The 25,768-nt window shown below is 67.2% G+C and carries 22 protein-coding genes and 1 pseudogene; 13 read left to right on the top strand and 10 right to left on the bottom strand.

Annotated elements, in window-relative coordinates; all coding sequences use genetic code 11:
- The first annotated feature begins 1 nt into the window (after position 1).
- The 4 genes and pseudogenes from MUN46_RS09675 to MUN46_RS09690 all read left to right on the top strand — a co-directional run bounded on the left by MUN46_RS09675 (position 2) and on the right by MUN46_RS09690 (position 3,520).
- Positions 2-352 (top strand): rhodanese-like domain-containing protein, encoded by a 351-nt coding sequence (locus tag MUN46_RS09675; RefSeq protein WP_243377019.1) that lies wholly within the window; start codon positions 2-4, stop codon positions 350-352.
- Positions 353-516: 164 nt separating this feature from the next.
- On the top strand, positions 517-1,497 hold the full coding sequence (locus MUN46_RS09680; RefSeq protein WP_243377020.1) for a DUF362 domain-containing protein: 981 nt from the start codon (positions 517-519) through the stop codon (positions 1,495-1,497).
- A gap of 227 nt (positions 1,498-1,724) precedes the next feature.
- Positions 1,725-2,750: pseudogene (locus MUN46_RS09685) on the top strand (DUF362 domain-containing protein).
- A 248-nt stretch (positions 2,751-2,998) separates the two neighbouring features.
- A complete protein-coding gene (locus MUN46_RS09690; RefSeq protein WP_243377021.1) occupies positions 2,999-3,520 on the top strand; it encodes a cupin domain-containing protein in 522 nt (173 codons plus the stop codon).
- A gap of 17 nt (positions 3,521-3,537) precedes the next feature.
- Here the strand turns inward: MUN46_RS09690 and MUN46_RS09695 are convergent, their stop codons facing one another.
- Together MUN46_RS09695 and MUN46_RS09700 are read right to left on the bottom strand one after the other, a co-directional pair.
- A complete protein-coding gene (locus tag MUN46_RS09695; protein ID WP_243377022.1) occupies positions 3,538-4,344 on the bottom strand; it encodes a ZIP family metal transporter in 807 nt (268 codons plus the stop codon).
- A gap of 58 nt (positions 4,345-4,402) precedes the next feature.
- Positions 4,403-5,353, bottom strand: coding sequence for a LysR family transcriptional regulator (locus MUN46_RS09700; RefSeq protein WP_243377051.1), 951 nt, complete (start codon positions 5,351-5,353; stop codon positions 4,403-4,405).
- Between the two features lie 441 nt (positions 5,354-5,794).
- Between MUN46_RS09700 and MUN46_RS09705 the strand changes: the two genes are divergently transcribed.
- From MUN46_RS09705 to MUN46_RS09740, 8 genes are all read left to right on the top strand, one after another.
- Positions 5,795-6,898 carry a porin gene (locus tag MUN46_RS09705; protein WP_243377023.1) on the top strand — a complete coding sequence of 368 codons (1,104 nt, stop codon included), beginning with the start codon at positions 5,795-5,797 and terminating at the stop codon, positions 6,896-6,898.
- A 166-nt stretch (positions 6,899-7,064) separates the two neighbouring features.
- Positions 7,065-9,731 (top strand): molybdopterin-containing oxidoreductase family protein, encoded by a 2,667-nt coding sequence (locus MUN46_RS09710; RefSeq protein ID WP_243377024.1) that lies wholly within the window; start codon positions 7,065-7,067, stop codon positions 9,729-9,731.
- Positions 9,732-9,734: 3 nt separating this feature from the next.
- The gene (locus MUN46_RS09715; protein WP_243377025.1) at positions 9,735-10,328 is read left to right on the top strand and encodes a 4Fe-4S dicluster domain-containing protein; all 594 of its coding nucleotides are present in this window, start codon (positions 9,735-9,737) and stop codon (positions 10,326-10,328) included.
- A gap of 30 nt (positions 10,329-10,358) precedes the next feature.
- Positions 10,359-11,183 (top strand): polysulfide reductase NrfD family protein, encoded by an 825-nt coding sequence (locus tag MUN46_RS09720; RefSeq protein ID WP_243377026.1) that lies wholly within the window; start codon positions 10,359-10,361, stop codon positions 11,181-11,183.
- Between the two features lie 28 nt (positions 11,184-11,211).
- A complete protein-coding gene (locus tag MUN46_RS09725; protein WP_243377027.1) occupies positions 11,212-11,859 on the top strand; it encodes a TorD/DmsD family molecular chaperone in 648 nt (215 codons plus the stop codon).
- Between the two features lie 113 nt (positions 11,860-11,972).
- On the top strand, positions 11,973-12,620 hold the full coding sequence (locus tag MUN46_RS09730; protein WP_243377028.1) for a 4Fe-4S dicluster domain-containing protein: 648 nt from the start codon (positions 11,973-11,975) through the stop codon (positions 12,618-12,620).
- Positions 12,617-14,821, top strand: coding sequence for an FAD-dependent oxidoreductase (locus MUN46_RS09735; RefSeq protein WP_243377029.1), 2,205 nt, complete (start codon positions 12,617-12,619; stop codon positions 14,819-14,821). The genes MUN46_RS09730 and MUN46_RS09735 overlap by 4 nt, the downstream gene beginning before the upstream one ends.
- A gap of 56 nt (positions 14,822-14,877) precedes the next feature.
- Positions 14,878-15,987, top strand: a complete 1,110-nt coding sequence (locus MUN46_RS09740) for a 4Fe-4S dicluster domain-containing protein (protein ID WP_243377030.1) — start codon at positions 14,878-14,880, stop codon at positions 15,985-15,987.
- 62 nt (positions 15,988-16,049) lie between these two features.
- On the opposite strand, the gene mmuM is transcribed toward MUN46_RS09740, so the two are convergent.
- From mmuM to MUN46_RS09760, 4 genes are all read right to left on the bottom strand, one after another.
- Positions 16,050-17,006, bottom strand: a complete 957-nt coding sequence (gene mmuM, locus MUN46_RS09745) for a homocysteine S-methyltransferase (RefSeq protein WP_243377031.1) — start codon at positions 17,004-17,006, stop codon at positions 16,050-16,052.
- A gap of 64 nt (positions 17,007-17,070) precedes the next feature.
- Entirely contained in the window at positions 17,071-17,721 is a 651-nt protein-coding gene (locus tag MUN46_RS09750) for an NAD(P)-dependent oxidoreductase (protein ID WP_243377032.1), read from the bottom strand.
- Positions 17,722-17,794: 73 nt separating this feature from the next.
- On the bottom strand, positions 17,795-18,178 hold the full coding sequence (locus tag MUN46_RS09755) for a cupin domain-containing protein (RefSeq protein ID WP_237979230.1): 384 nt from the start codon (positions 18,176-18,178) through the stop codon (positions 17,795-17,797).
- A gap of 59 nt (positions 18,179-18,237) precedes the next feature.
- On the bottom strand, positions 18,238-18,687 hold the full coding sequence (locus MUN46_RS09760) for a MarR family winged helix-turn-helix transcriptional regulator (RefSeq protein WP_243377033.1): 450 nt from the start codon (positions 18,685-18,687) through the stop codon (positions 18,238-18,240).
- A 127-nt stretch (positions 18,688-18,814) separates the two neighbouring features.
- Between MUN46_RS09760 and MUN46_RS09765 the strand changes: the two genes are divergently transcribed.
- On the top strand, positions 18,815-19,465 hold the full coding sequence (locus MUN46_RS09765) for a nitroreductase (RefSeq protein ID WP_243377034.1): 651 nt from the start codon (positions 18,815-18,817) through the stop codon (positions 19,463-19,465).
- Here the strand turns inward: MUN46_RS09765 and MUN46_RS09770 are convergent.
- The 4 genes from MUN46_RS09770 to MUN46_RS09785 form a co-directional block, all read right to left on the bottom strand.
- The gene (locus MUN46_RS09770) at positions 19,462-21,180 is read right to left on the bottom strand and encodes an ATP-dependent nuclease (RefSeq protein WP_243377035.1); all 1,719 of its coding nucleotides are present in this window, start codon (positions 21,178-21,180) and stop codon (positions 19,462-19,464) included. The genes MUN46_RS09765 and MUN46_RS09770 overlap by 4 nt on opposite strands.
- Positions 21,181-21,311: 131 nt before the next feature.
- The gene (locus MUN46_RS09775; protein ID WP_243377036.1) at positions 21,312-22,622 is read right to left on the bottom strand and encodes a ferric reductase-like transmembrane domain-containing protein; all 1,311 of its coding nucleotides are present in this window, start codon (positions 22,620-22,622) and stop codon (positions 21,312-21,314) included.
- Positions 22,623-22,711: 89 nt separating this feature from the next.
- On the bottom strand, positions 22,712-23,128 hold the full coding sequence (locus MUN46_RS09780) for a deoxycytidylate deaminase (protein ID WP_237979225.1): 417 nt from the start codon (positions 23,126-23,128) through the stop codon (positions 22,712-22,714).
- A gap of 66 nt (positions 23,129-23,194) precedes the next feature.
- The gene (locus MUN46_RS09785; protein ID WP_243377037.1) at positions 23,195-25,696 is read right to left on the bottom strand and encodes an excinuclease ABC subunit UvrA; all 2,502 of its coding nucleotides are present in this window, start codon (positions 25,694-25,696) and stop codon (positions 23,195-23,197) included.
- Between the last annotated feature and the right edge of the window lie 72 nt (positions 25,697-25,768).

Raw genomic sequence — 25,768 nt, forward strand, 5'->3', positions numbered from 1 at the left:
CGTGCCGCAGCAGAAGAATCTGGGAGGGCTCGCCCCGCAGGCCGCCCTCGAGTACATGGAGAAGACGCCGGACCTCGTCATCGTGAACGTCGCAGGCCGGGGCTTTTACGACCGAAACCACTTCGAGGGGGAAGTGAACATCCCCACCGAGGACCTGGGAGAGGAGGAGTCGAAGAAAAGGCTGCTTGCGCTGCCCAAGGGGCGGCCCGTCATGCTGCACTGCCGCCGGGGCCGCATGGTGGTGGGCTGGTTCGAGACCCTCCGGCAGCTGCGGCCCGACATCCCCGAGGTATCCTACATCGCGGGCGTGCCGCCCTTTGACGAGTACAACGACTGGAAGCGGGGCTGGTGAGCGGAAAAGGCCCGCCCCCGCGCCGCCCGTGGATTGCTGCCCGAAACCGGACCCGGATCATGAAGCATCCTTTGAAGCAGCCAGCCGCATGACCCGGGCGGCCTATTTTCCTAGAATCCTTCCATTCACTGGATGGCCCTTGATCAGTTCAGGAGAGAAAAAAAATGACCTTTGCTAACAGCTCGCCCCAGGAAGGCCCGGAAGCCGCCCCCTTCAGGCAGGCCCCGGTGGTCGGCTGCCGCCGCGTTTCCGCCGCCCAGGCCGGCGCGGACACGGCGAAGGTTTATTTCTCGCGCAAAATCGACGCCGAGACCCTCATCCGGCTCTACAGGCTCGTGAACGCCGGCATCACCGGCAAAGTGGGCATCAAGCTGCACACCGGCGAAAAGCACGGCCCCAACATCCTGCCGCGCGACATGGTGCGCGCCTTCCAGGCCCAGATCCCCGGCAGCGCGATCGTCGAGTGCAACACGCTCTACCACGGCGACCGCTTCACCACCGAGGACCACCGCGAAACGCTCAGGGTGAACGGCTGGACCTTCTGCCCGGTCGACATCATGGACGAGGACGACAGGTACGTGAACTTCCCGGTGAAGGACGGCCTTCGCCTCAAGGAAGTCGCGATGGGGGCTCACCTCGCGGACTACGACTCGCTCGTCGTCCTCACGCACTTCAAGGGCCACGCAATGGGCGGCTTCGGCGGCTCGCTCAAGAACATCGCGATCGGCTACGCCTCGGGCCACCTCGGCAAGGCCCAGGTGCACGGCGTGGGCATCGACAACCAGCCTGAGGACTGGAACGCCTGGCCCGCAAAGGAACCGCTCATGGAGACGATGGCGGACTCCGGCAAGGCGGTCTGCGACCATTTCGGGCGTCACATCACGTTCCTCAACGTCCTGCGCCGCATGTCGGTCGACTGCGACTGCGCGGGCACGAGCGCGGCCGAGCCCACCATCCCCGACATCGGGATCCTCGCCTCGACCGACATCCTCGCGATCGACCAGGCCTCCTGCGACCTCGTCTACGGCTCGGGCCACAACCACGACCTCGTGGAGCGCATGGAGTCGCGCCACGGGCTGGCGCAGCTCACCGCCATGCGCAGGAACCGCATGGGAGCCGGGACCTACCAGCTGATCGAAATTTAAAGCGCGGGAAAGCCTCCGCACTGATTCAGCGGGCCTGCCTCCGGAGCGCCGGAAGCAGGCCTTTTTGAATTCCCCCTGCCGAAGCTTGGCCTGCGCCCTGCCATGCACAATTTTCATCCTTTTTCATGTTAAAAAATAATCGAATGCATTCAAAAACTTAGTGATATAGTCCATGACAGGCGGCCGGGGATCTCTCCCCGGGCGCCAGAGCACAGGGAGAATATTTCATGAACGTTTCCAAGCGCACCCTTCTGAAGGGGGCGGGCGCTGCCGCCCTCGCCACCATCGTCCCGGCGGAGAGCCAGGCCGCCGGCTCTGCCTTCAGGCAGGCCCCGGTCGTCGGCTGCCGCCGGGTCTCCGCCGCCCAGGCCGGCGCTGGGACCGCCAGGGTCTACTTCTCACGAAAAATCGACGCCGAGACCCTCATCCGGCTCTACAGGCTCGTGAACGCCGGCATCACGGGCAGGGTGGGCATCAAGCTGCACACCGGCGAAAAGCACGGCCCCAACATCCTGCCGCGCGACATGGTGCGCGCCTTCCAGGCCCAGATCCCGAACAGCGCGATCGTCGAGTGCAACACGCTCTACCACGGCGACCGCTACACCACGAAGGGCCACCTCGAGACCCTGAAGGTGAACGGCTGGACCTTCTGCCCGGTCGACATCATGGACGCGGACGACAAGTACGTGGACTTCCCCGTGAAGAACGGCCTGAGGCTCAAGAAGGTCGCCATGGGGGCGCATCTCGCCAATTACGACTCGCTCGTCGTCCTCACGCACTTCAAGGGCCACGCGATGGGCGGCTTCGGCGGCTCGCTCAAAAACATCGCGATCGGCTGCGCCTCGGGCCGCGTCGGCAAGGCCGAAGTCCACGGGGTGAAGCCCTGATCGAGCAGCCTCAACTGGGGCGCGATGCCCATGAAGGAAGAGTTCATGGAGCTCATGGCCGACTCCGGCAAGGCGACCTGCGATCACTTCGGTCGCCACATCACGTTCCTCAACGTCCTGCGCCGCATGTCGGTTGACTGCGACTGCGCGGGCACGAGCGCGGCCGAGCCCACCATCCCCGACATCGGGATCCTCGCCTCAACCGACATCCTCGCGATCGACCAGGCCTCCTGCGACCTCGTCTACGGCTCGGGCCACAACCACGACCTCGTGGAGCGCATGGAGTCGCGCCACGGGCTTGCGCAGCTCGACGCGATGCGGCGAAACCGCATGGGGGCCGCGACCTACCAGCTGATCGAAATCTAAAGCGCGGAAAAGCCTCCGCACTGATTCATCGGGCCTGCCTCCGGAGCGCCGGAAGCAGGCCTTTTTCGTGAGCCGGAAATGGAGGTGAAAAGCGCCATGTTTTATGCAAACAAATGATTATAAAAATTATTAATGCATAATTTTTATTGTTTGAGGCAGGTTTTGAACAAGGACCGCCGCCTCAGCCGGAAGCGCAATCCCCGAGGCCCGGGTCCGACGCCTTTTTCTGCCCCTTTTTGGGCACAGCCATGAAAAAAACGAGCCTCTTCCTTCAGGCCGCGCTCCTTGCCGCCTCGCTTTCCGCCCTCCCCGCCGCGCACGCGGCCGAAGCGCCCGCGCCCGACGCGCAGACCGTGCACGAAATCACTCGGCCGCTCCAGAAGGCGGGCGGCACCGTCTTTCCGATCGGCCGCCTCAACACGGGCTACGCGAAATACTTCACGGGCACCACCTGTCTCGCGGGGCTGGGCGGCGACAAAGCGCTCGGGGTCTCGAACGTCACCTTCGCCCCGGGCGTGATCAGCCGCTGGCACATCCACACCAGCTCCTGCCAGGTCCTCACGGCGGTCTCCGGGCGCGGCTGCTACCAGATCTGGGGCGAGCCCGCGCGCGAAGTGAAGCCGGGCGACACGGTCACGATCCCCGCGGGCACGAAGCACTGGCACGGCGCGGCCAGGGACGGCTGGTACCAGCACCTCTCGATCATGGCGCCGTCCAAAACGGAGTGGCTGGAGCCGGTCGACCCCGCCGAGTACGCGCGGCTTAAGTAAGTCCCTGAGGCGCGCCTTCAGCCGAGCGCGGTGTCCAGCACCATCATGAGCAGGAACCCGCCCAGCACGGAGAGCGTCCCCTCGTGATGGCGCGAGTCGAGCGAGCAGGCGGGGATGAGCTCCTCGACCACCACGTACATCATGGCGCCCGCCGCGAAGGCGAGCAGCCACGGCATCATGGGGCCGGCCGACCCCGCGAAAAGCGCGGCCGCAATGCCGAACACCGGCTCGGCCGCCCCCGACATCACGCCCCAGAAGAAGGCCCGGCCGCGCGTTTTCCCGGCCTCAAGCAGCGGCAGCGACACCGCCGCCCCTTCGGGGATGTTCTGGATCCCGATGCCCAGCGCCAGCGCCGCGGCGGCCGAAATCTCGGCCGGGTCCTCGGTCAGCCCCGCAAGCGCCGCGGTAAGCCCCACCGACATCCCCTCGGGCACGTTGTGCAGCGTGATCGCGAAGACCAAGAGCGCGGTCCGGGGCAGCCTCGACTTCGGGCCCTCGGGCGAGGCCTCCATCGGGTGCTGGTGCGGCAGCAGCCGGTCCATGAAAAGCAGAAAGAGAGCGCCGGCCGCAAAGCCCCCGGCGGGCGGCAGCCATCCGGGCAGCCCCAGCTTCACCGCGCCCTCGGCCGCGGGGATGAGAAGGCTCCAGACCGAGGCCGCGATCATGATCCCCGCGGCGAACCCGAGCGAAGCGCGCTGCAGGACGGGCGAGGCCCTGCGGCCTGAGAAAAGGGCGACCGCGGCGCCGAGCGCCGTCATCGCGAAGGCAAAGCCCGTGCCCTTTGCGGCATAGAGCAGGGCGTCAGTGGGAATGGAGAAAATCATGGCAGTTAAATAAGAATAATTCTCATTTTCAAATAATACCGGAACTCTCACGCGCCCGTCAGCCCTTCCCGAAAAGCTTGTAGAGCACGGACTCGGCCTGCCCCGTGCGCCCGCGCGCCGCCTCCTTCTCCTTTTTGCACCACCAGAGCGCGAAGGCGTGCAGCTCGTCGGAGAGCCCCTCGCGGTCGCGCCGGGTCACGATCGAGAGCTCCTGGGGCTTTCGCCTCCAGCCGCGCAGCACCGGCACCACCTCGCCCGACTCGAGCTGCGGCAGCAGGTGCTGCGGCACGCAGTCGATCACGATGCCCAGGCCCTCGAGCATCATGTGGTTGAGCGTGAGCTGAGCGTCGGTCATGAAGACGTTCTTCCATTTTAGAGCCGGCGAGATCTCGCCCGCCCTGTCGTAGAGGTAGCTCGTCCTCTGGTGCATGCCCTGCCGCAGCAGCAGCCCCGTGTGGTTCTTCAGATCCTCGATGGTCTTCGGCTCCCCGCAGCGCTCGATGTAGCCGCGGGAGGCGAGCGGGACGGCCACCGCCTGGATGCAGAACCGGATCACGAGCTCGGGGCTCGCGATCGGGCGGTCGATGAGGGCGACGTCGACGCGCCCCGAGAGCACGTCCTCCACGGGGCAGGAGGAGCGCAGGTAAAAGTGCACCCCCGGGTGCTCCAGCGAGTACCGGAAGAGCTGGTCGTGCAGGTAGCACTGGTTGAGGTCGGTGGGGGCCGCCACCGTGATGATGCTGTTCGTGTCCTCGTCGAAGAGCTCCCGCAGGTCGAGAAAGCCGCTCGAGAGCGGGTTCACCGTGTCGGCCACCACGTGGCCCCGGGGCGTGAGCTTGAAGGGCCGCTTCGAGCGGTCGAACAGCGCGTAGCCGAGCGCCTGCTCGATCTCGGCCACCATGTGCGAGACCGCAGGCGAGTCCAGGTCCAGGAGCCGGGCCGCCACCGAGATGGACCCGGTTTTGGCCACGGCGAGAAAAGCCCGCCAGGCGAGCAGATTGTCAAGCACTGACTTCAATGAAACACCTCGCAGCGGGGAGTGCCGCGGGCTCCCCGCCCGCGTCCCCTCGTTGTTTTTTAAAGCCAGCCTGTCAGTCATCCTGCCTTCGACTATACGCAAAAAAGCCTCCGCAGGAAAGTGCCCGGACCTCCGCCCGGTTGACTGACTTCGCAGCTTCGGGGCCTGCTGAAGGACTTAGCTGTCTACGCCCGAAGGCCTAATCAAATTAACGTATTTCCAATTTAACTTGGCGTTTTGCCGTTTCGGAAAAAAAGCTCAGACCCCAAAATTTTTAAGCGGGTGGAGAGGGGTCCCTCTGGCCGAAAAGCCCGGCCTGTCAGGCATCCGCCCCGCCTTCACCCGCCAGGAGACATAAACCGTTCCCGCCCGCAGCCCGGGGCTGCCCCCCGGCGGACAAGAAAGCGGGCGGCATTCAAAGGAGAGCTTTTCATGCAGAAGAAGTCACTCGTCGCGCTGGGCATCCTCAGCGCCCTGTCCATGGGCGCCTCGGCCGCTCAGGTTCAGCTCTACGGCATCATCGACAACAGCCTGGTGTTCGAGTCCGTGAACGCGAAGGACGGCGCGGGCCGCACCAACACCCTCTACATGTCCTCGGGCGAAGAGCTGGGCTCGCGCTGGGGGCTGCGCGGCTTTGAGGACCTCGGCAACGGCAACCGCGTGGGCTTCGACCTCCAGAGCGGCATCCGCACCGACGACGGCACCTATCAGAGGGGCCGCGCCTTCGCCCGCGAGGCCTCGATCTACTGGAAGAGCAACTACGGCAAGCTCAGCCTCGGCCGCATGGACGCGATCATCGGCACCCGCACCTCCGCGGGCAAGATCGCCTTCCTGAGCGCCTGGGGCGACGGCTACGGGCCTTACAACCCGAGCCTTGCCAACGTGATCTCGGAAGCCGATTACGTTGACAACGCCATTTTCTACGAATCCCCGTCGTTTTCGAACTTCACGCTGCGCCTGCAGTACAGCATGAAGATGGACAGCACCGCCACCGGCACTGAGAACAAGGCGAACTCCAACCGCTACGCCGGCGCCACCCTCACCTACGACAGCGGGAAGCTGAAGGGCGTGATCGGCTACGACCGCACCTTCTACGGGCACACCGCGGGCGAGGATCCCGACGACGGCTACACGGTGACGGCCGGCGGCATGTACGACTTCGGATTCATGGACCTGCACCTCGGCCTGCAGTACTTCGACGAAGTGAAGGCGAGCACGATCCGCGGCCTCTCCTCCTGGGCCGACGTGCCCGCGAAGGTGAAGGGCTGGGGCGCCACGCTCTCTGCGGGCTTCCCCGTCTGGGGCGGCAAGTTCATCGCCGCGCTCTCCTACCTGGACGGCGAGAACGCCGACAGCGTGAAGGCTGACACCGACGTGAAGCGCATGGTGGGCGGCGTGGGCTACCAGTATCCGTTCAGCCAGCGCACGCACATGTACGGCATCCTCGCCGCCGGCCGCGACGAGGTGAAGGTCTCGGGCGACAAGGTGAAGCCCGACTACTACAAGGCTGTGATCGGCATCCGCCACAGCTTCTGATCCGGCCGGGAAAAGCGGCTCACGGGACCGGCTGATTCCCCGGAAGCCGCCTGAAACGCAAGCAGCAAAACCGGCCCTCTCGCCCGTTCTCCGGGGAGCGGCCGCCGCCTTTCTGTAAGGCGCGGCCGCGGCAGAGCGGGAGATACAAGAAAAATGGAGACAACCCATGAGAAAACTGGCTCTTTCTAGACGCAGCTTCATCCAGGCCGCAGCCGGAACCGCCGCCTTAAGCGCGATGCCCGACGGGCTCGTGGCTGAAGCGCAGGCGGCGCAGAAGCAGCACGCCGCGGCCCGCGACGGCACGAAGATCGTGAAGACCTGCTGCCGCGCCTGCATTCACAACTGCGGCGTGCTCGTGCACGTGCGCAACGGCCGCGTGGTGAAGATCGAAGGCAACCCCGAATACGGCATGACCCGCGGGTCCATCTGCCCGAAGGGCCTCACCGGCATCCAGGCCCTCTACAACCCCAACCGCAACAAGTACCCGATGATCCGCGTGGGCAAGCGCGGAGAAAACCGCTGGAAGCGCGTGTCCTGGAAGGAGGCGATCGACATCCTCGCCAGGAAGCTGATGGAGACCCGCCGCAAGTACGGCGCGGAGGCCGTCATGTGCACGACGGGCGGCGGCGGCAACCCCGCCTTCCGCTCGATCGCCCGCTTCTGCAACATCTTCGGCACCCCGAACTGGTACGAGCCGGGCTGCGCGCAGTGCTACCTGCCGCGCACCCTTGCCTTCGGCATCCAGTACGGCGGCCCCTCGACCTCGATCGCCGACGAGGCGTGCCTCGACATCTACAACGCAAAAGCGCCCTTCAAGAGCCTCGTCTTCTGGGGCACGGACGTCTCCTGGAGCTGCCCGGCAGGCGGCGGCCAGGCCACGGCCGACATGCGCGCCCGCGGCGTGAAGACCGTCTGCGTCGACCCGCGCTTCGTGCCTGAGGCTCAGAAGGCGGACGTGTGGCTGCCGATCCGCCCGGGCACCGACGTCGCCCTGATGATGTCCTGGATCAAGTACATCCTCGACCACAACCTCTACGACCACGAGTTCGTCATGAAGTGGACGAACCTGCCCTACCTCGTCAACACCAAGACGAAGATGTTCCTGCACGGCAATGACATCGAAAAGGGCGGAAACCCCAAGGACTACGTGGTCTGGGACAAGAAGACGAAGAAGGCCCGCCCCCTGTCCTACCCCTGGAACAACGCCTACGACGTGGAGTTGGACGGCGAGCACACCGTGAACGGCGTCGCCTGCAAGACGGGCTTCAGGCTCTTGAAAGAGCGCTGCGCCTCCTGGACGCTCGAGAAGGCCGGCAAGATCTGCTTCCTCGACCCGAAGAAGATCGAAGAGGCGATCAAGATCTACGTGAAGGGCCCGGGCGGCATTTCGCTTGGCGTCGCGACCGACCAGTGCCCGAACTCCGTTGAGGCGGCCAAGGGCGTCGTGATCCTCAACTCCATCATGGGCTACGTGGAAAAGCCCGGCACGCTGATGCAGCGCTTCCCGACCCCGGGCTGCGCCCCGGCCAACTCGCTCGCCCCGCGCGCCACCTTCATGCTGCCCAAGGGCCAGCTCCCCAAGAGGCTGGGCAGCAACGAGTACAAGGGACTGCTGCAGTGGAGCGCCGGCCACGTCACCTCGTTCCTGAACGCGATCCTCACCGGCAAGCCCTACCAGCCGCGCGTCTGGATCGAGCGCTCCGGCAACAAGATGGGCGTTCTCGCGAACCCGCAGGCCTGGGTGCCCGCCTTCAAGAAGATGGACTACATGGTGCACATGTACATGTACCCCACCTCCTTCACGAACTACTGCGACATGGTGCTGCCGGTGACCGAGTGGCTCGAGACGAACCACATCGTCGAGTGCCTGAACAAGATCTTCGCGCGCCAGGAGGTGGTGCACCTCTGGGAGACGGTCGACGAGACGCTCATCTGGTCGAAGATCCTGCTGCGCTGCGCCGACCTCGGGCACGAGAACTGCATCAAGGCAAAAGACCCGAAGATCATGGGCGACGAGCTGCCGCTGTGGAACTCCATGGAGGAGCTGCTCGACGCGAAGCTCAAGAAGCGCGGCCTCACCTGGAAGAAGCTGCTCGCGCACAACCCCTACACCTGGATGCCGTTCGACAAGTGGAGCGGCTACAGGGTCTACGAGCGCAAGAACCCGAAGACGGGGCTGCCGGTGGGCTTCCATACGCCTTCGGGCAAGCTCGAGCTCTACGGCGAGGTCTACATCACGCTCGGCCGCACCGGCAAGCCCTACGCCGACCAGCCGCTGCCGCCCGCCTCGCACGACTACGATCCGCTGCCCTTCTACATGGAGCCCTCGGAGTCGCCGCTGCGCGCCGCCGACAAGGCCTATCCGCTCACGATGACCAACGGGCGCCTGCCGATCTTCCACCACGGCACGCTGCGCAACACGCCCTGGACGCGCGAGCTCTATCCGGTGCCCGAGATCTGGGTGAACCCGGTCGCAGCGAAGAAGTACGGCATCAAGCACGGAGGCTGGACCTGGGTCGAGAGCCGCCGCGGCAAGATCCGCGCCGTCGCCCGCGTGACCGAGGGCATTCCCCCGACCACGGTGTACATGGAGCGCTTCTGGCTGCCTGAGAACCTGCACAAGAAGACGGGCGGCTGGCAGGAAGTGAACGTGAACTGCCTGTCGAAGAACACCGCGCCCTTCAACGAAGTGGTCGGCACCTACACGCTGCGCGGCTATCAGGTCCGCATCTCGCCTGCGAAGAGCGCCCCGGAAGGCGCCTGGACCAAGCCCGAGCAGTTCAAGGTGTGGCTGCCGCAGCCTTCTGACCCCACCAAGCATCCGGAGTTCTAAACCATGGCACAGAAAACATTAGTCATCGACCTCGACCGCTGCACGGGCTGCCATGCCTGCGAAATCGCCTGCAAGCAGGAAAACAACGTCCCGCTCGGCATGTACTACAACAAGGTGCTCGCCATCGGCCCGATGGGCAAGTATCCGAACATCCACCAGTACTACCTGCCCGCGGTCTGCCAGGTCTGCAAGGACGCGCCCTGCGTGAAGGTCTGCCCGACGGGGGCCTCGTACCGCACCGCCGACGGCCAGATCATGATCAACAAGGAGAAGTGCATCGGCTGCAAGCGCTGCATGGCCGCCTGCCCGTACGGCGCGCGCACCTTCAACGCCGAAAAGAAGGTGGTGGAGAAGTGCACGCTGTGCGACCACCTCCAGGCGATCGGCGAAAAGCCCGCCTGCGTGAAGGCCTGCTGCGCCCACGCCCGCTTCTTCGGCGATCTTGACGACCCGAACAGCGACGTCTCCAGGGCGATCCGGCACGCCGGCGCCGAGAACGTGCACAGCCTGCCTGACTTCGGCAACAAGCCCACGGTCCGCTACATTCTGCACAAGAAGACGGCGACGTGGCAGAAAAATCCGCCTAAGATGAGCTAATAAAGCGGCGAAAAAAAGAGGCTGAACACTATGGGAAACGAATGGGCCATGATGCTGTTTACCTCGCTCGTGTGTCTCTCGGCGGGGCTCTCCGTAGTCACCGCGCTGGGCGAGTGGAGGGACTATCCCCTCGCGCCGCTCGTGCGCACGGGCGAGGCCGCGGCAGCGCTTCTCGCCCTGGGGTTCCTCTCCATTTTGTTCAGCCTCGGACGTCCCCAGCTCTTCATCGGGATGCTGGGCAACGCCGCCTCCTCATTTTTTCCGGTCGCAGTCCTGATGGCGCTCGCCTTCGCGGCGCTCTTCGGGTTCTGCGCGGCGCACTACCGGGGGGCCGAGTTCTCGACCACCCGGGGGTTCGCGCTCGCCGCGGGGATTTGCTCTTCTCTCCTGGTCCTCGCGGCGGGCCGGACCATGGTGATGCCGTGGCGCGAGGCCTGGAACACGCCGATCATACCGGCGGCGTTCCTCGCCTGGGCCTTCGCCTGCTGCTGCTACGCGGCGCAGGCCCTTTCCGCAGTCACTGGGCGGAGCGCGCGCCTCGGGCGCGCGTCCCGCTTTGCATGGGCGGTGCCGGCCGTGCTTGTCGCGGCCTACATCGCCTTCCTTTTCACGAGCGAGGCGCTCCGCGAGGATGAGACCGCCTGGGAGCCCCTCACAGGGAGCCTCGCCCCCATTTTCTGGCTGGGAGTCGCGGGAGCAGGCATCGTGCTGCCCGCCGTCCTCACCTGGCGCGGCAAAGGCTCCGCGCGCGCCTGCCTTGCCGCGATGATCCTCACCGTCGCGGGAGCGGCGGCCTTCCACATGGTCGTCTGGCAGCTCGGGATGCCCTCCTGGGACTTCTTCTCAGCCTCTTGAAACACAATTCACCGGGAGTTCTGCACAGATGGATCCGATTGCCGAAAACATGAAAAGCCGCGAGGACATGTACCGCCTCCTCGGGCGCTTCTACTACAAGGAGGCCGACGCGGACTTCATCAGGCAGCTGCGGGGCCTGAGCTTCAGCCAGACCGGCAGCCCCTCCTTTGACGAGGGCGCGAAGCTGCTCGCCTCGGCCGTGTCCGCCATCGACCCCGAGGGGAACCTGGACGGCCTCGCCGCGGACTACGCCCGGATCTTCCTCGGAGCGGGAGTGGTCGACGAGGTGTCGGCCTTCCCCTTCGAGTCCGTCTACACGAGCCCGAAGCACCTGGTCGCGCAGGACGCCTACGAGGAGGTCTACAAGATCTTTGAGAAGGCGGGGCTCGCGAAGGCCGACCGCGACCTGCTGGAGGACCACGCCGCGCTGGAGCTCGCCTACATGGCGCGCCTTTGCGCGAAGGCGCGCGAAAGCGCCGAAAAAAAGGATGAGAAAGGCCTCGACGCGGCGGTCGAGGAGCAGGCCGAATTCCTGCAGAAGCACATCCTCAACTGGATGCCGGGCTTCTGCGCGGACATCCGCAGATGCCCCGGGGGAGACTTCTACAAGGCGGCCTCCCTTCTGACCGAGGGGTTCCTGGGGCTTGAGAAGGAGGGACTTGAGGAGAGCGCCTGAAACACCCAAAAAAAACAGCGAACGCATGCTTCGGGAGCCGGCCCCTAAAAAACAAAACAACTTCGGGCGCCGGCCCCTCTCGCATCTTCACCTGAATACGGGAGCGAGGAAAAGTGGCAGACAAGGAGACGACAAAGACAAGGGCGGGCGGCCCGGCCCTGAGCCGCCGTGAGGCCCTCGCGGCGGCCGGCGGCATCGCCGGCATGCTCGCGCTCGGGGGCGCCGCGGCCTGCACCGAGGGCAGACCCCTGGTGCGGCCGCCGGGAGCGGCGCGCGAGAAGGACTTTCTCGCGCTTTGCATCAAATGCGACCGCTGCACGAGCGCCTGCCCGCTGCACGCGATCGGCCCGGCCTCCATCACGGACGGGTTCGTGCAGATGCGGACCCCCAGGATGGACTTTCACCACGGCTGGTGCAACTTCTGCATGAAGTGCACCGAGGCCTGCCCCACCGGGGCGCTCGAGCCCCTTGCGGAGCCCGGGCCCTTCGATCACCCGAAGGCGATCGGAACGGCCGAAATCACCAGGAACTGCATCGCGCTTGCCAGGGGCGGCTGCACCAAGTGCTACGAGGCCTGCAACGAGGGCGCGATCACCCTGAACGACGACAACGTGCCGGTGGTCGACCCGGAGCTCTGCACGGGCTGCGGGCTCTGCGTGCTGGTGTGCCCCGCCAACGTCCTCGGCTCCTTCTCGGGCTCGAGCGAGCGCGGGGTCGAGATCCGCCCTCCGAAGGGAAAGAAGGGAGGGGCTGACAAATGAAAATCAGGAAAATCTCCCGGCTGCGCTGGTTCACGGCGCTCGCCTTCATCGTCCTCGCGGCCGCCGGCATGGCCTGGCACACCGGCTGGGGGACGCTCTCGTCCTTCGGCTGGAAGTCGATCGCCGCGGTCTGCCCGCTGGGCGGGCTCGAAACCCTGATCGCGGGGCACTCGCTCACGCTGCGGGCCGCGGTGGGCCTCGTGATCGTGCTCGCGCTGGTCGCGCTCTTCGGCCGCATCTTCTGCGGCTGGATGTGCCCGACCCCGCTCATCCGCAAAACCTTCGGCGCAAAGGACGACCGCCTCCCGCGCCGGGAAGGCGCGGGGCGCGTGATCCCCATCTATCCGGAAAAGGCGGCCGCGAAGGCTTCTTCCCGCATCCCGAAGAACACGCCCCTTTACATCCTCGTGGGCGCCCTGGGCTCGACCGCGGTCTTCGGCTTCCCGGTCTTCTGCCTCATCTGCCCGGTGGGGCTCACCTTCGGCGTGGTGATCGGCGCCTGGAGGCTCTTCCAGTTCAATATCGGCGACTGGTCGATCCTGCTTTTCGTCGCGCTGCTCGCCCTTGAGCTTTTCGCTCTGCGGCGCTGGTGCGCGTCCTTCTGCCCGCTGGGGGCGCTGATGTCGCTGCTCTCGCGCGCGAACCGCACGTTCAGGCCCGTGATCGACGAGTCGAAATGCCTGCGGGCCAAGGGTCTCGACTGCAACGTCTGCCGCAGCGCCTGCCCCGAGGGCATCGACCTCACGAAGCCCGCGACGGCCGAGGAGCTCGCGCGCTGCACGAAGTGCCACGCCTGCTCGGACGCCTGCGCCGAAGGGGCGATCAGCTTCCCGCTCTTTTCGAGGGCCGGGGCCTGCGCCTCAGGCCTGAAGCCCGCGGCGGCGGCCGCAGCCCCCGCGGCCCCCGCCCCGGCCGCTCCGGCCCCGGAGGCTGCCGCCTCCCAGGCAAAGGAAGAGCCGCAGCGGCCCTTCGCGCTCAAGGAAGCGCTCCTTGAGAGCCGCCGCTGCATCATGTGCGGCGAGTGCGAGCGGGTCTGCCCGATGGGCAACCCGATCCCCGAGTGGATGGAGAAGCTGCGCGAGGGGCGTCCCCGCGAGGCCGCAAGGCTCATGCTGGGCCCGGGCTCGATGCCCGAGATCTGCTCGCGGGTCTGCCCGACCGAGCGGCTTTGCGAGCGCTCGTGCTCGCGCGCCGAGCACGGGGACGCGATCCAGATCCACTTGATCGAGCGCGCCGTCGCCGATGCGGCCTTGAAGCGCGGGGATCTGCCGCGGCGCATCAGAAAGAACGGACGGCGCGCGGCCGTGGTCGGGGCGGGCCCCGCGGGCCTTGCCTGCGCGGACGTGCTCGCGCACGCGGGCTTTGCCGTCACGGTCTACGACAAGAACGCGCAGTGCGGCGGGCTGCTCTTCTACGGCATTCCCGCCTTCAAGCTGGAGCGCGGCCTCGTGCTCGCGAGGCGCCGCGCGCTCGAGGCCCTGGGGGTTGTCTTCAGGCTCGGAACCGCGGTTGGAAAGGACGTTGGCTGGAAGAAGCTGCTCGATGAAAACGACGCGGTCTTTGCGGCCTGCGGAGCCGAAAAGAGCGTCGCGCTTGACGTCCCGAACGCGGGGGCCGAGGGCGTGAGCCCCGCGATCGGGTTCCTGCGCGAGGCGGCGAGGGCCGCCGCGGAAGAGCCCGGAGCGAAGGCTCCCCTCTGCCGCGGCCTGCGCGTCCTCGTCCTCGGAGGCGGCGACACGGCGGTCGACTGCGCCGAGAGGGCGCTGGAACTCGGCGCCGCCTCGGTCACCCTCGCCTACCGCGGGGAAGAGACGAAGATGCGCGCCTCGCGCTCAGGCGTCCTGAGGCTCAAAGAGCGCGGCGTGAAGTTCCTCTTTGGCGCCTCGCCCGCCGCGGTTCTCGCGCCTGAGGGGCGCGCGGCCGGAGTATCCTTCGCCGACAGGCGCGAAGAGCCGGCCGACCTCGTCCTTGCCGCCTTCGGCTTCAGGGCGGCGCCCGTTCCGGAGCTTCAGGCGCTGGGCGCCCGCTTCGACGCGAGGGGCCGGCTCGTGACCGGCAGGGACAGCGCCCGCACCGATATTTCCAGGCTCTACGCCGGAGGCGACGCCGTGCGCGGCGCCGCGCTCGTGGTCGAGGCCGTCTCGGACGGCCGCCGCGCGGGGCTTGAGATCGAGCGCGACCTCGGAAAGAGCCGCCCCTGACGAGCCTTGAGGCATAGAAAAAAACAGGAGACAAAGAGGCTTCAAAGATGCAGCAAATGGATCAGTCAGAGCCAAAGAAGGAGGAGAAGCAGGAGCTGCCCCTTGAGATAGACCGGGGGAGGTGCGTGCGCTTCAGGCACGCCTCCGGCACCTGCGACGCGTGCGTGAAGGCCTGCGGCAGCGGCGCCCTCGTCCTCCGGGACGGGCTTTTCCGGGTCTTTCCGCAGAAGTGCACGCAGTGCGGCGCCTGCGCCGCAGCCTGCCCCCTGGGGGCGGTGCGGCTCCCCCCGCCGGTCCGCCCTCCGCGCGAGGAGATCCTGCGCGCCGCAGGGAAAGAGAAAAGCCTCGTGCTCTCCTGCTCCAGGGCCGCGGAAGGCGGCCGGGGCCTGCGGCTGAAGTGCCTGCTCGCGCTCGACCGCGAGACGCTCATCGAGGCCTTCGCCTCGGGCGCGGACGAGATCGAGTTCGTCGCCGGGAAATGCGCTTCCTGCCCGAGGAAAAGCCCCCGCACGCTTGAAGAGCGGATGAAGGAAGTGCAGGAGGCGGCCTGCGCCGCGGGCTTTGAGCCGCGCTTTGCGCTGCGGGTGAACCCGGGCGGGATCGAGCTCGGGCGGCGCTTCCTTTTCAGGCGCCTCGCGCAGCGCGTCGCCGAACCCGAAAAGGAAGCGGAGGTCACGCTGCAGCCCAACATCGCCGACTACTGCAACCCGGAGGACGACCGCTCGAAGCACGAGATCCCGCCGCGGCGCTCGCGGCTGATTGAAGCCCTCGCGAAGCTCAGGGAGCGCTCGGGCGGAGCGGGCGACGCAGCCGCAAAGACCGCGGGCAAAGTCTTTTTCAAGCCCCGGATCGACGCCGCGGAGTGCGCCGACTGCCTCATGTGCGCCGCGGCCTGCCCCACGGGCGCGATCCGGCTTGAAAAGGACGACAAGGGCACGAGGCTTTACACGAACGCCCGCGCCTGCGCGGGCTGCGGCCTGTGCCTGGACCTCTGCTACAAAAACGCTGTGAAGCTCGAGCCCGCCTCTCTTGAGGAGGCGGCCTCGGGCGAAGAGACGCTGGAGTGCGAGCACGCGGCCGGGGAGGACTCCGGCGACAGCTCGGGCGGCGCCGACGACTGGGGAAAGCTCGAGAGCATGTTCACGGTTCCGGTCTACAGGACCTGAAAAAAGAGAGCCGGACAGCAGGGAGAAAAGCGCCTTTCGGGAGCTCCCGAAAGGCGCTTTTTTCAGCTCTCTGCGGCCCGCGCCTTTTCGACCAGCGCGGCGATCGCGCGGATGTCGGCGGGCAGCGTCCGGCAGCATCCCCCGAGGCAGCGCGCGCCCAGCGCGAGCCAGGCGGGAACGAACCGCTCCCAGCCTTCGGCGGAGCCCGCGCCGCCTCCGCCGCAGAGGCACTTCCAGGTCTTCGAGCCCCCGTCCCAGGCCCCGCCCGAATTGGGATAGGCGATGAGGGGCTTGCCCGTCCCGCGGGCAAGGAGCCTTAAAGCCCCGGCGACCTTCTCCCGGGGCACGCAGTTCACGCCTGCCGCCTCCACCTGAGGGACGGCGTCGAGTACCCGCGCGAGCTCGGCAAGCGGCGTGCCGTCGGGCAGCCGCGTCCCGCTCGGATCCAGCGTCACCGTGACCCAGCAGGTGAGCGGGAACTCCTCGAGCAGCGAGAGCTCCGCCTCGATTTCGTCCAGCCTCGGCTGGGTTTCAAAGGCGATCAGGTCGGCCCCTGCGTGAAAAAGCGCCTCAAGCCTCAGGCGGTGGAAGCGCCGGTAGTCCTCCGCCGAAAGCCTGTAGGCGCCCGTGTATTCGGAGCCGTCGGCAAGAAAGGCGCCGTAGGGGCCGGCCGAGCCCGCCACGAGCGTGCCGGAAAAGCCGGGACCGGAATCGCGCGCGGCCCCGCGCGCGAGCTCAACGGAACGCCCGATGAGCGCCGCGGCTTCCCCGGGGCCGATCCCCCTTCGGGCAAAACCCGCCTCGGAAGCCTGATAGCTCGCCGTAATCGCGATGTCCGCCCCGGCCTCGAAATAGCTTCGGTGGACCGCGCGTATCTCCTGCGGGGAGTCGACGAGCGCCTTCGCCGTCCAGAGCGGGTCCTTCAGGTCGAGCCCCCGGACCTCGAGGGCAGTCGACATGGCCCCGTCGATCACGGCAAAGCGCCGCTTTTCGAGTAGTTCAGACAGCGGAGCGCGCATCGTTATTCCTCCTCTCAAAGCCGGACCCCGCCCCGGCGTCCGAGGCTGGCCTTTTTCGGGGCTTTTAGTACCCGATCGTGAAGCGCTCCCGGTGGTGGGCGGGCTGCTCGAGCTCGTCGACCATCGCCTTGGCGTAGTCGGCGTAGGAGATGTGGCTCGTCCCGGTCTTCGGATCCACGATCAGGTCGTCGCCGCCCAGCCGGTAGGCTCCGGTGCGGGCTCCCTCCTCGAACTGCCCAGCGGGCGAGAAAAACACCCAGTCGATGTCCTTTTCCTCTCTCAGGGTGTTGAGGTAGAAATCCCCGAGCGGGCGGACGCCGTCCATGATAGCCTCCGGAATCGCCCCGGAATCGACCACCCGCAGCCCCGGGGCGCAGAAAAGCGTGCCCGCGCCGCCCACGATCAGAAGCCGGCCCGCGCCGGAGGCCTTTGCGGCCTCGAGGATCTTCGGGTAGTTCTCTTTGATGAGCTTGCCGATCTCAGGATTCGCCCAGCCCGGGTTGTAGGCGGAAATCACCGCGTCCGCGCCCTTTTCAGCCGCGGCGAGCTCTTTTTCCTCGGCCACGTCGAGGCTCACGGCCTCAAGGCCCGGCGACTTCTGGAGCTTCGAGACATCCCGCACCACGGCCTTCACCTTGTGCCCGCGCCCGAGCAGTTCCTTCAAAATGGCGCGTCCGACCGTGCCGGTCGCGCCGATCAATACCACATATGCCATTTTTTTATCCTTTCGATGAGTTAGAAATGAGAGTGTCTGGGTGCAGGGGCAGCCCGCCCCCGCCTTTCCGCTTTTACTGCCAGGGCGCCTTCTGGTCCTTCACGATCTGGCCGTCGGTCATCGTGAAGCCCTGGAGGCTCCCGGCCCGCGCCTGGATGCAGATGTAGGTGAGCCCTTCCTTGTCCGAGGCACGAATCGCGCGGGCGCCCTGCGGGTCGATGCGGAAGGCCGTGCCGGCCTTGATCGGCGTCACCGTGCCGTCGACGTAGAGCTCGCCGCTGCCCTCGGTCACAACGTAGATCTCCTCGTTGCCGGTGTGGCGGTGCACGAAGGGGACGCCGCGGCTGCCGGCCGGCAGCCGGTTCACGGACACCTCGGCCGAGGTGAGGGAGAGCGCGTCATGGAGCTCGACGCGGGGAGCGGAGACATCCGTCTGGGTCACTTTGAAATTCGTCATGTTTTTGTCCTTATTTTGTTCGAAAACGAACGATTGATTGAAAAAAATCCCTTGTTTTTTTACTTCTGCCTGCCGTCTTCCCCGGCGAACGAAGCGGCGCAGCGCTCGAGGAAGTCCTCGAGCGCGGCCACCTCGTGGCCGCGCAGATTCCGGGTGAGCCGCTCATTGAGCCGCCGCGAGATGCGCTCCTCGCGCTCCCTGAAGGCGCGGCCCTTCTCGGTGAGCCAGACGCCCACCGCGCGGCTGTCCTCCTCGGAGGGGCGCTTTTCGATGTAGCCCGCGGCTGCGAGCCGGTCAACCAGCACCGACACCGTGGACTTGGTCCTGCGGGCCGCGCGGGCGAGCTCCGACACGCTCAGGCCGTCCCGAAGGTAAAGCGAGTTGAGGATGTCCCCGTGGGCGGGCGTGAGATCTGCGGCGCCCTCCCTGCGGAGCTCCCCGCGGAGGAACTCGTTCGCGTTCTCAAGGAGCCGCGAAGCGAGCCAGACAATTTTTGTGTTCTGTTCCATGGAGTGAAAATATAGTTCGTATACGAACAATTGTCAAGTCCTCTTCCTCGCCGGGGAAAATGCCCCCGGGGTTAGACTTTTCCCGTGGCGGGGAAAAATCCTTCAGCCTCCTTTCGGGAGAAAAGTCATGGAATTCTCTGAACTCGTGAAAGCCCGGCACTCGGTGCGGCTCTTTCGGCCCGACCCGGTGCCTGCAGAAGTTCTTCGCTCCATCGTGCGTGACGCGCAGCGCGCTCCCTCCACCGTAAACGCCCAGGACTGGCGCGTCTGGATCGCGGTGGGCGGGGCCCTTGAGGCGATTCGCTCCGAATACCAGGCGAGAACCAGCAGGAACGAGCCGCGTCGCCCGGACTTTCCGCCCACCTCCGGCGCGGGGTGGTCTGCGGCCGCCCGCGCCCGCCAGAAGGCCTTCTCGGCCTCGCGCACGGCTGCCGGCCTCAACGCGGTGAAGATGGCCTCCCAGGCGCAGCTCTTCCACGCGCCGGCGGTCGCCTACATCACGATCCCGGACCCCGCGAACCTCTGGGCGGTCCTGGACGCCGGGGGCTTTGAAGCGATGTTCCTGCTTTCCGCCGCGAACCACGGCCTGGGCGCGGTCCCGGCCTACAACCTCGTCACCTGGCCCGGCCCAGTCAAGAGCGTTCTGGGGATCCCGGAGAGCGAAAAGCTCGCGATCGGGATTGCGCTCGGCTACGAGGAGGACTGCCCGCTCAACCGCTTCCGCTCGAGCCGCGCGCCGCTCGAGGACTTTCTCGTGATCCGGGACGAGGCGGCCTAAGCGGGGGCGAGCCAGCCCGCGACCCGGTCGAAGGCCCGGCCGACGGCCGGCGGGATGAGCTCCGAGGCGGGCTGTCCGAAGGGGTTCTCCTCGATCGCCTCGGCGAGAAAGCCCGAGTATTCCGACTTCGTCTTTTCCATGCGGCGGCGAAGCGACGAAGGGGGCTCGCGCAGGATCCGCCTTTCCTGGCGGCGCCTCCAGTCCTCGCCGCGGCGGGCCCGGTCGGCGTACATGCGCGAGAGAGCAAGCGCGATGAGCCCGCGCAGGCTTTCCCGGGAGGCGAGCTCGCCTTCCATCGCAAGACCCTCCGACAGGAAAAAGAGCCCGCAGCCCGCGGCGGGTCCGCCGGGCAGTCCCTGCTCGGCGAAAACCCGCGAGGCCTGGCGCCGCAGCACCTCCTTCGCATCCCCGTCGCAGTCGCTCACGACAACGAAGGGGCGCTGCATCACCGCCGCCATCCGCAGGTAGGGCTCGTAGCTCTTGCCCTCGACCCCGAGAATCGAGAGGCCGAAGTCCTCTGGCGGGGCGCCGAAGCGCACCCGGAACATGCCGCGCAGCAGCTGCTCCTCGGTGATCCCCTCAGCGAGGATGAGCCCCCGAGCGAAGAGCATGTCGCCGCGGTTCCGGAGAATGAGACGCTTGATGGAGCGGATGTCGGCGGGATCTGTGCGGCGCGGCAGCCACCGCACGCGCACGCGCCCTCCGGAGCGCACCATGAAGCGGTAGTTCAGGGGCTCGATCCCCGAGGCGACGAAAGGCGAGTGGGTGGCAAGGAGCACCTCGCCCGGCAGCTGCCGCAGGTGCCCCGTGATCGAACGCTGTGCGGTCGGGTGCAGGTGCAGCTCGGGCTCCTCGACCGCGGTGATGAAGTGGGAGGCCTCCCCGCGCCCGGCCCGCTGCGCGGCCAGGAGCCGCTCGAGCGTGATCGTGGACAGAAGCAGCGCGATGCGCCCCCCGCCGCTTTCCTCGAGAAAGGGCGCGAAGGCCGCGGGCGCCTCGCCCCGGCCGATGAGCGAAAAGAGCCTTTTCACCTCCCCGAGCGTCACCGGCCCCCGGGGGAGCGCACGAGCGGGGGTCTGGCCGTCAAGCACCGAGACAAAGCGCTCAACCGCGGCGCGAAGCGCCCCGAAGTCCTTTTCCTCAAGCCCCTCCTCGGGGCCGCCTGGCGAGAGCTCGCGAAGCGCCCGGCTCACAAACGACCCCGGGCGGCGCAGCTCCGCCGCAAGGCCGCTGCCGGAGCGGACCGGCACCAGCGTGAAGCACGAGGGCGGCTGCGCGAGCACCGCCCCCTCCTCTTCCCTCCAGCGCACGAGCAGCCGCCGCTCGAGCCCTGCGGCGGACTCCCCGGGGCCCCGCCTCAGGCGGGTCCGGAAGGCGAAGAATTCGCGCCCGGAGCCCGGCTCGTACGAGGCAAGCGCCCCGAGCGCCTCCTTCCAGAGGCCCTCGAAGCGCTCCGCGCGGGCACCGTCCGCGCGGCAGGGGACGAACATCAGATCGACCAGGGCCTCCTCGCCCCGATGCCCGGACGGGTCCACAAAGAAATCGGTTGAAGGACGGGCGGAGCCCTCCGGCTCGAGCGCGAGCCGCAGGGCGGCAAGCACCGTGGACTTGCCCGCGCTGTTGGGCCCGATCAGGACCGTCTGGGGCCCGAGCGTCATCTCAAGGCTCGAAATGCCCCGAAACCCCCTGATTCTCAGCCGCTCGAGCCTGATCATGGCGCTTTCCCCCTTATCCCCGCCTTGTTCGTCTGTGCGTCAGGCGGCGCGCTCCTGTCCCCCCTTGTCCCTCAGGGCTCATGGGCACGCGCCTTGCCGCAAGCCCATGGTAGCGCCTCCGGGGGGCGCTTTCAGCAGGCTTCGGAGCGAAAGGCGCCCTGCCCCCCGAGCTCCTTCCAGCGCCGCCTGAAGGCGAGCGCGAAGGCGCGGCTGCCGCAGACTTCAACGCGCCCCGTCCCCGGCGGGATCACCAGCGCAGGATCGGCCCGCCGGTGGTCGTCGCCTGTCTCGAACACCCGGAGCTCGATCCCCGCAGCCTCGGCGAGCCGTTTCGCCTCCGGCAGGAACGGCTCGCGCCCGGCATGCCGCACAAACCACCAGAGGGTCGCCCGCGGCGCCTCCCCGGTGCTCCTGCGGCGCGCCGCCGCGGCCTCCAGCCACGCAATAAAGGGCGCGAGCCCCAGCCCGCCTGCGATCCAGCTCTGCGGGCCGCCCGCCTCCCAGACGGGGAGGAAGGAGCCCCAGGGTCCTTCGATTTCCAGCTCCGAACCGGGCTTGCGGGCGGCAAGCGCCCGGGTCCAGTCCCCCGCCTCCTTGATCCAGAAGGAGACCGTGCCCTTCCCCGGATCCGCGGCCACCACCGTGAAGGGATGCGGATCCTCGCGGTCACGGGGCAGCGACAGATACGCGAACTCGCCCGGGCGAACGCTGCGCGCGAGGGTGCTCTTCGCGACGAGCACGAACTCGCCCTCGGAGCGCTGCACCGAGACCACTTCGCCCATCGACCGCAGAGCGCTCCCCGGCCGGCGCCGGATGATCGAGACCGCGGCCCAGGCCCCGAGCAGGGTCACTGCGACGTTGAGCCACCCGAGCGGCATCGCGAGCTCCGTCTCCTTCATGAGCCTCAGGGCGTGCAGGATGAAAAAGAGATAGACCCAGGCCCAGGCCCGGTGGCTCTTCTCCCAGCGCGTCCAGTCGAGCTTCCCGCTTGCGCGGCGCGCGTCGCGCCAGATCACGCGGATCAGGTAGAGCGTGAGCAGGATGCCCGTGAGGGCCCCGAACGGATGCAGCCAGATCCAGACCGCCTCGCCGAGGCTGCCCATCACGGGCCGCTCGGCCATGCCCGAGACCTGCTCGACGGGCAGCATCGAAACGAAGACGGGGGCGAGGACGTGCAGGAGAGAGGCCGCGGCCATCCCCCAGCCGAGCTTTCGGTGCGCACCCATCAGGCGGTCGAGAGGCTCGCCCCCCACCCGCTCGATCCAGCGCGGGCGCGCCGCGATCACGAGAGCCTCCGCCCAGAGAAACCAGGCCGCGAGCCCCGTGAGAAGGAAAATCTGGTGCTGGATGCCGCGGCTGTTCAGCTCAAAGGGAAAGAAAAAGACCCCGGCGAGCCAGAAAAGGGCCGTGAGCCCGAAAAGAACAAGGTTGATGCGAAGCATGGCAAAGGAAGCTCGTTAAATATGCACAAATAATACATATTTAATATGAACCCTGCCTGAAGCCCCGGGCAAGGGGCTTTTTTCTTTTTCTAGAGCTGCTCCACCCGGATTCCCGCCTTCCTGAGGAACTGAATGCCGCGGTCGTCTCGGTAGATCTGGTGGTAGTAGACCGCGCAGATGCCGCACTTCTGGATGAGCAGCGCGCAGTTGATGCAGGGGCTGTGGGTGATGTAGATGCTCGCCCCGTTGGAGGAGTAGCCGTTGTAGGCGAGCTTCGCAATCGCGTTGAGCTCGGCGTGCTGGACCTCGGGCTTGGTGACGAGCTTGCCGTCGATCTCGTCCTCGCAGCAGTTGTCGTAGCCGGTGGGCATCCCGTTCCAGCCAAAGGAGATGATGGAGTGGTTCTTCACGATCACGCAGCCCACCTTGAGCCGGCGAGCGTAGCTGCGCTCGGCCGCGATGTGGGCGATCTGCATGTACATCTGGTTGTCTTTCTTGATATCCATGACGCTTCCCCCTTCTTGCGCACTGCCCATCATATCTCAAGGCCCGGTGCGGGCCCCGCGTCCCGCTCAGAGGTACCGGCCGGTGGCGCTTTCCGGGCAGCGACGCAGGTCTTCGGCCGTGCCCGCGGCGACGATCCGCCCGCCCCTGTCGCCGCCTCCCGGCCCCATGTCGACGATGTAGTTGGCGTTCGCGATGAGGTCGAGGTCGTGCTCGATCACGACGAGCGTCGCCCCGGAGGCGATGAGCCGCTCGAACACCGAAAGGAGCGAGCGCACGTCCTTCGGATGCAGCCCGATCGTGGGCTCGTCGAAGATGAAAAGCGAATCGGCCTGGGCGCGGCCCGCCTCGCCCGCGAGCTTGAGCCTCTGGGCCTCGCCGCCGGAAAGCCCCGGGGTCTGCTCGCCAAGCGTCAGGTACCCGAGCCCCAGCTCGTGCAGGGTCTGAAGCCGCCGCGCTGCAAGCGGCACCTCCGCGAGGGCCTCGATCGCCTCGTCCACGCTCATCGCCATGAGCTGCGGCATCGAAAAGGACTGCCCGCTTCCGTTCGTCCAGAGGATCTCCGAGGCCTGCGGCGCGTAGCGCGAGCCCCGGCACTCGGGGCAGTCGATCTGCACGTCGGGCAGGAACTGGACGTCAAGGCTCACCGTGCCCGTGCCGTCGCAGCCCGGGCAGCGCAGGCTCCCGGTGTTGTAGGAGAAGGCCCCGGCCCGAAGCCCCCGCTTCTTCGCCTCGGGCGTGCGGGCGAACAGCCGCCGCAGCTCGTCGTGGACCCCGGCGTAGGTGGCCACCGTCGAGCGCACGTTCACCCCGATCGGGGTCGCGTCGATCAGCTTCACCTGCGCGATCCCGCAGGGCTCGACGCGGAGGACGTGGGGCGGGAGCGCAGCGCCTGAGGCCGCCGCCCGCAGGGCCGGCGCGAGGCTTTCGAGCACGAGCGTGGTCTTGCCCGAGCCCGAGACCCCGGTCACCGCCGTGAGCCTGCCTTTCGGGAAGTCGACTTTGAGGGGGCGCACGGTGTGGACCGGCCCGGTCTCAAGATGAATCCGCCCGAGAGCAAAGATCTCGTCCCTGGAAACGGGCTGCCGCACCCGCACCGACTCGCGGCCCGACAGAAAGGGGCCGATCACGGAGCGGGGGCTGCGGGCGAGATCGGCGGGCGTTCCGCAGGCGATCACCCGGCCGCCGTTCTTCCCCGCGCCGGGCCCCATCTCGATCATCCAGTCCGCCCGCTTCAGCACCTGCAGGTCGTGGTCCACGAGGACGACCGAGTTGCCGTCCGCGACCAGGTACTCCATCACGCCCGCGAGCCCCTCGAGGTTCGCAGGATGAAGCCCGATCGAGGGCTCGTCGAGCACGTAGAGCACCCCGGTCGTGCGGTTTCGCACCGCGCGGGCGAGCGCCATGCGCTGCCGCTCGCCGTTGGACAGGGTCGAGGCGGCGCGATCCAGCGCGAGATACCCGAGCCCGAGCTCGAGAAGCCGCCCCGCGGCGTCATGAAACGACCCGCAGATGGACTGCGCCATCGCCCGCATGTCCGGCGGGAGGCTGTCCGGCACGCGGGAGCACCAGGCCTCGAGCTCCTCGAGCGGCATCGCGCAGGCCTCATCGAGCGAAATCCCCAGGATCCGGGGCGCCCGGGCGGCCTCCGAAAGCCTCGTGCCGCCGCAGTCCGGGCAGACCGACTCCTTGAGAAAGCGCTCCACCCGCTTCATCCCCTTTTCGTCCTTCACGCGCGCGAGGGCGTTTTCCACCGTGTACTTCGCATTGAAGTAGGTGAAGTTCATGTCGCCCGCGGCTCCTGTGGTCTTGTTCTGGTAGAAGATGTTCTTCTTCACCGCCGGGCCGTTGAAGACGATGTCGCGCTCGCGCGCGGTGAGCTCGCGAAACGGCACGTCGGTCCGCACGCCCATTGAGCGCGCGATGTCCTTCATGAGCGACCACATGAGGGTCTGCCAGGGCAGCACCGCGCCCTGATCGATTGACAGGCTCTCGTCGGGCACGAGCGTCGACTCGTCGACCGTGCGCACGATGCCGGTTCCGCCGCACCTCCGGCAGGCCCCGGCGCTGTTGAAGGCGAGCTCCTCGGCCGAGGGCCCGTGGAAATGCGCGCCGCAGACCGGGCAGACGAGCTCCCGGCCGAGCGCGACGCTGATCGAGGGCGGCACGTAGTGCCCGTTCGGGCAGCGGTGGCTCGCGAGCCTCGAGAACATGAGCCGCAGGACGTTGAGCAGCTCGGTGGCGGTTCCGAAGGTGCTTCTCACGCCGGCGATGCCGGGGCGCTGCCGCAGCGCAAGCGCCGCGGGCACGTAGCGCACCTCGTCGACCTCGGCGGCCTGCGCCTGCGACAGGCGCCGCCGCGTGTAGGTGGAAAGGGCCTCCAGGTAGCGCCTCGAGCCCTCGGCGTAGAGCACTCCGAGCGCAAGCGATGATTTCCCCGAGCCCGAGACCCCTGCAATTGCCGTGATGCCGTGCAGCGGCACGTCGACGTCCACGCCCTTCAGGTTGTGGACTCTCGCGCCCCGCACTTCGATGGCCGCGGGCTCTCCGCGGCCTCCAGTCTGTTCCATGCCGCCTCCCCCTGCTCCGAAAACAAGAACCGTGCGCTTCCTGCCCTCAATGGGGGGCCCTTCAAGGGGACT

The sequence above is a fragment of the Mesosutterella faecium genome (assembly GCF_022809315.2).
GTDB classification, from domain to species: Bacteria; Pseudomonadota; Gammaproteobacteria; order Burkholderiales; family Burkholderiaceae_F; genus Mesosutterella; species Mesosutterella faecium.

What these genes read in the sequence shown, in the direction of transcription:
- MUN46_RS09680 (WP_243377020.1), top strand. Translation starts at nt 517, where the DNA reads ATGACCTTTGCTAACAGCTCGCCCCAGGAAGGCCCGGAAGCCGCCCCC.
- MUN46_RS09690 (WP_243377021.1), top strand. Translation starts at nt 2,999, where the DNA reads ATGAAAAAAACGAGCCTCTTCCTTCAGGCCGCGCTCCTTGCCGCCTCG.
- MUN46_RS09695 (WP_243377022.1), bottom strand. Translation starts at nt 4,344, where the DNA reads ATGATTTTCTCCATTCCCACTGACGCCCTGCTCTATGCCGCAAAGGGC.
- MUN46_RS09705 (WP_243377023.1), top strand. Translation starts at nt 5,795, where the DNA reads ATGCAGAAGAAGTCACTCGTCGCGCTGGGCATCCTCAGCGCCCTGTCC.
- MUN46_RS09710 (WP_243377024.1), top strand. Translation starts at nt 7,065, where the DNA reads ATGAGAAAACTGGCTCTTTCTAGACGCAGCTTCATCCAGGCCGCAGCC.
- MUN46_RS09715 (WP_243377025.1), top strand. Translation starts at nt 9,735, where the DNA reads ATGGCACAGAAAACATTAGTCATCGACCTCGACCGCTGCACGGGCTGC.
- MUN46_RS09720 (WP_243377026.1), top strand. Translation starts at nt 10,359, where the DNA reads ATGGGAAACGAATGGGCCATGATGCTGTTTACCTCGCTCGTGTGTCTC.
- MUN46_RS09725 (WP_243377027.1), top strand. Translation starts at nt 11,212, where the DNA reads ATGGATCCGATTGCCGAAAACATGAAAAGCCGCGAGGACATGTACCGC.
- MUN46_RS09735 (WP_243377029.1), top strand. Translation starts at nt 12,617, where the DNA reads ATGAAAATCAGGAAAATCTCCCGGCTGCGCTGGTTCACGGCGCTCGCC.
- MUN46_RS09740 (WP_243377030.1), top strand. Translation starts at nt 14,878, where the DNA reads ATGGATCAGTCAGAGCCAAAGAAGGAGGAGAAGCAGGAGCTGCCCCTT.
- mmuM (WP_243377031.1), bottom strand. Translation starts at nt 17,006, where the DNA reads ATGCGCGCTCCGCTGTCTGAACTACTCGAAAAGCGGCGCTTTGCCGTG.
- MUN46_RS09750 (WP_243377032.1), bottom strand. Translation starts at nt 17,721, where the DNA reads ATGGCATATGTGGTATTGATCGGCGCGACCGGCACGGTCGGACGCGCC.
- MUN46_RS09755 (WP_237979230.1), bottom strand. Translation starts at nt 18,178, where the DNA reads ATGACGAATTTCAAAGTGACCCAGACGGATGTCTCCGCTCCCCGCGTC.
- MUN46_RS09760 (WP_243377033.1), bottom strand. Translation starts at nt 18,687, where the DNA reads ATGGAACAGAACACAAAAATTGTCTGGCTCGCTTCGCGGCTCCTTGAG.
- MUN46_RS09765 (WP_243377034.1), top strand. Translation starts at nt 18,815, where the DNA reads ATGGAATTCTCTGAACTCGTGAAAGCCCGGCACTCGGTGCGGCTCTTT.
- MUN46_RS09770 (WP_243377035.1), bottom strand. Translation starts at nt 21,180, where the DNA reads ATGATCAGGCTCGAGCGGCTGAGAATCAGGGGGTTTCGGGGCATTTCG.
- MUN46_RS09775 (WP_243377036.1), bottom strand. Translation starts at nt 22,622, where the DNA reads ATGCTTCGCATCAACCTTGTTCTTTTCGGGCTCACGGCCCTTTTCTGG.
- MUN46_RS09780 (WP_237979225.1), bottom strand. Translation starts at nt 23,128, where the DNA reads ATGGATATCAAGAAAGACAACCAGATGTACATGCAGATCGCCCACATC.
- MUN46_RS09785 (WP_243377037.1), bottom strand. Translation starts at nt 25,696, where the DNA reads ATGGAACAGACTGGAGGCCGCGGAGAGCCCGCGGCCATCGAAGTGCGG.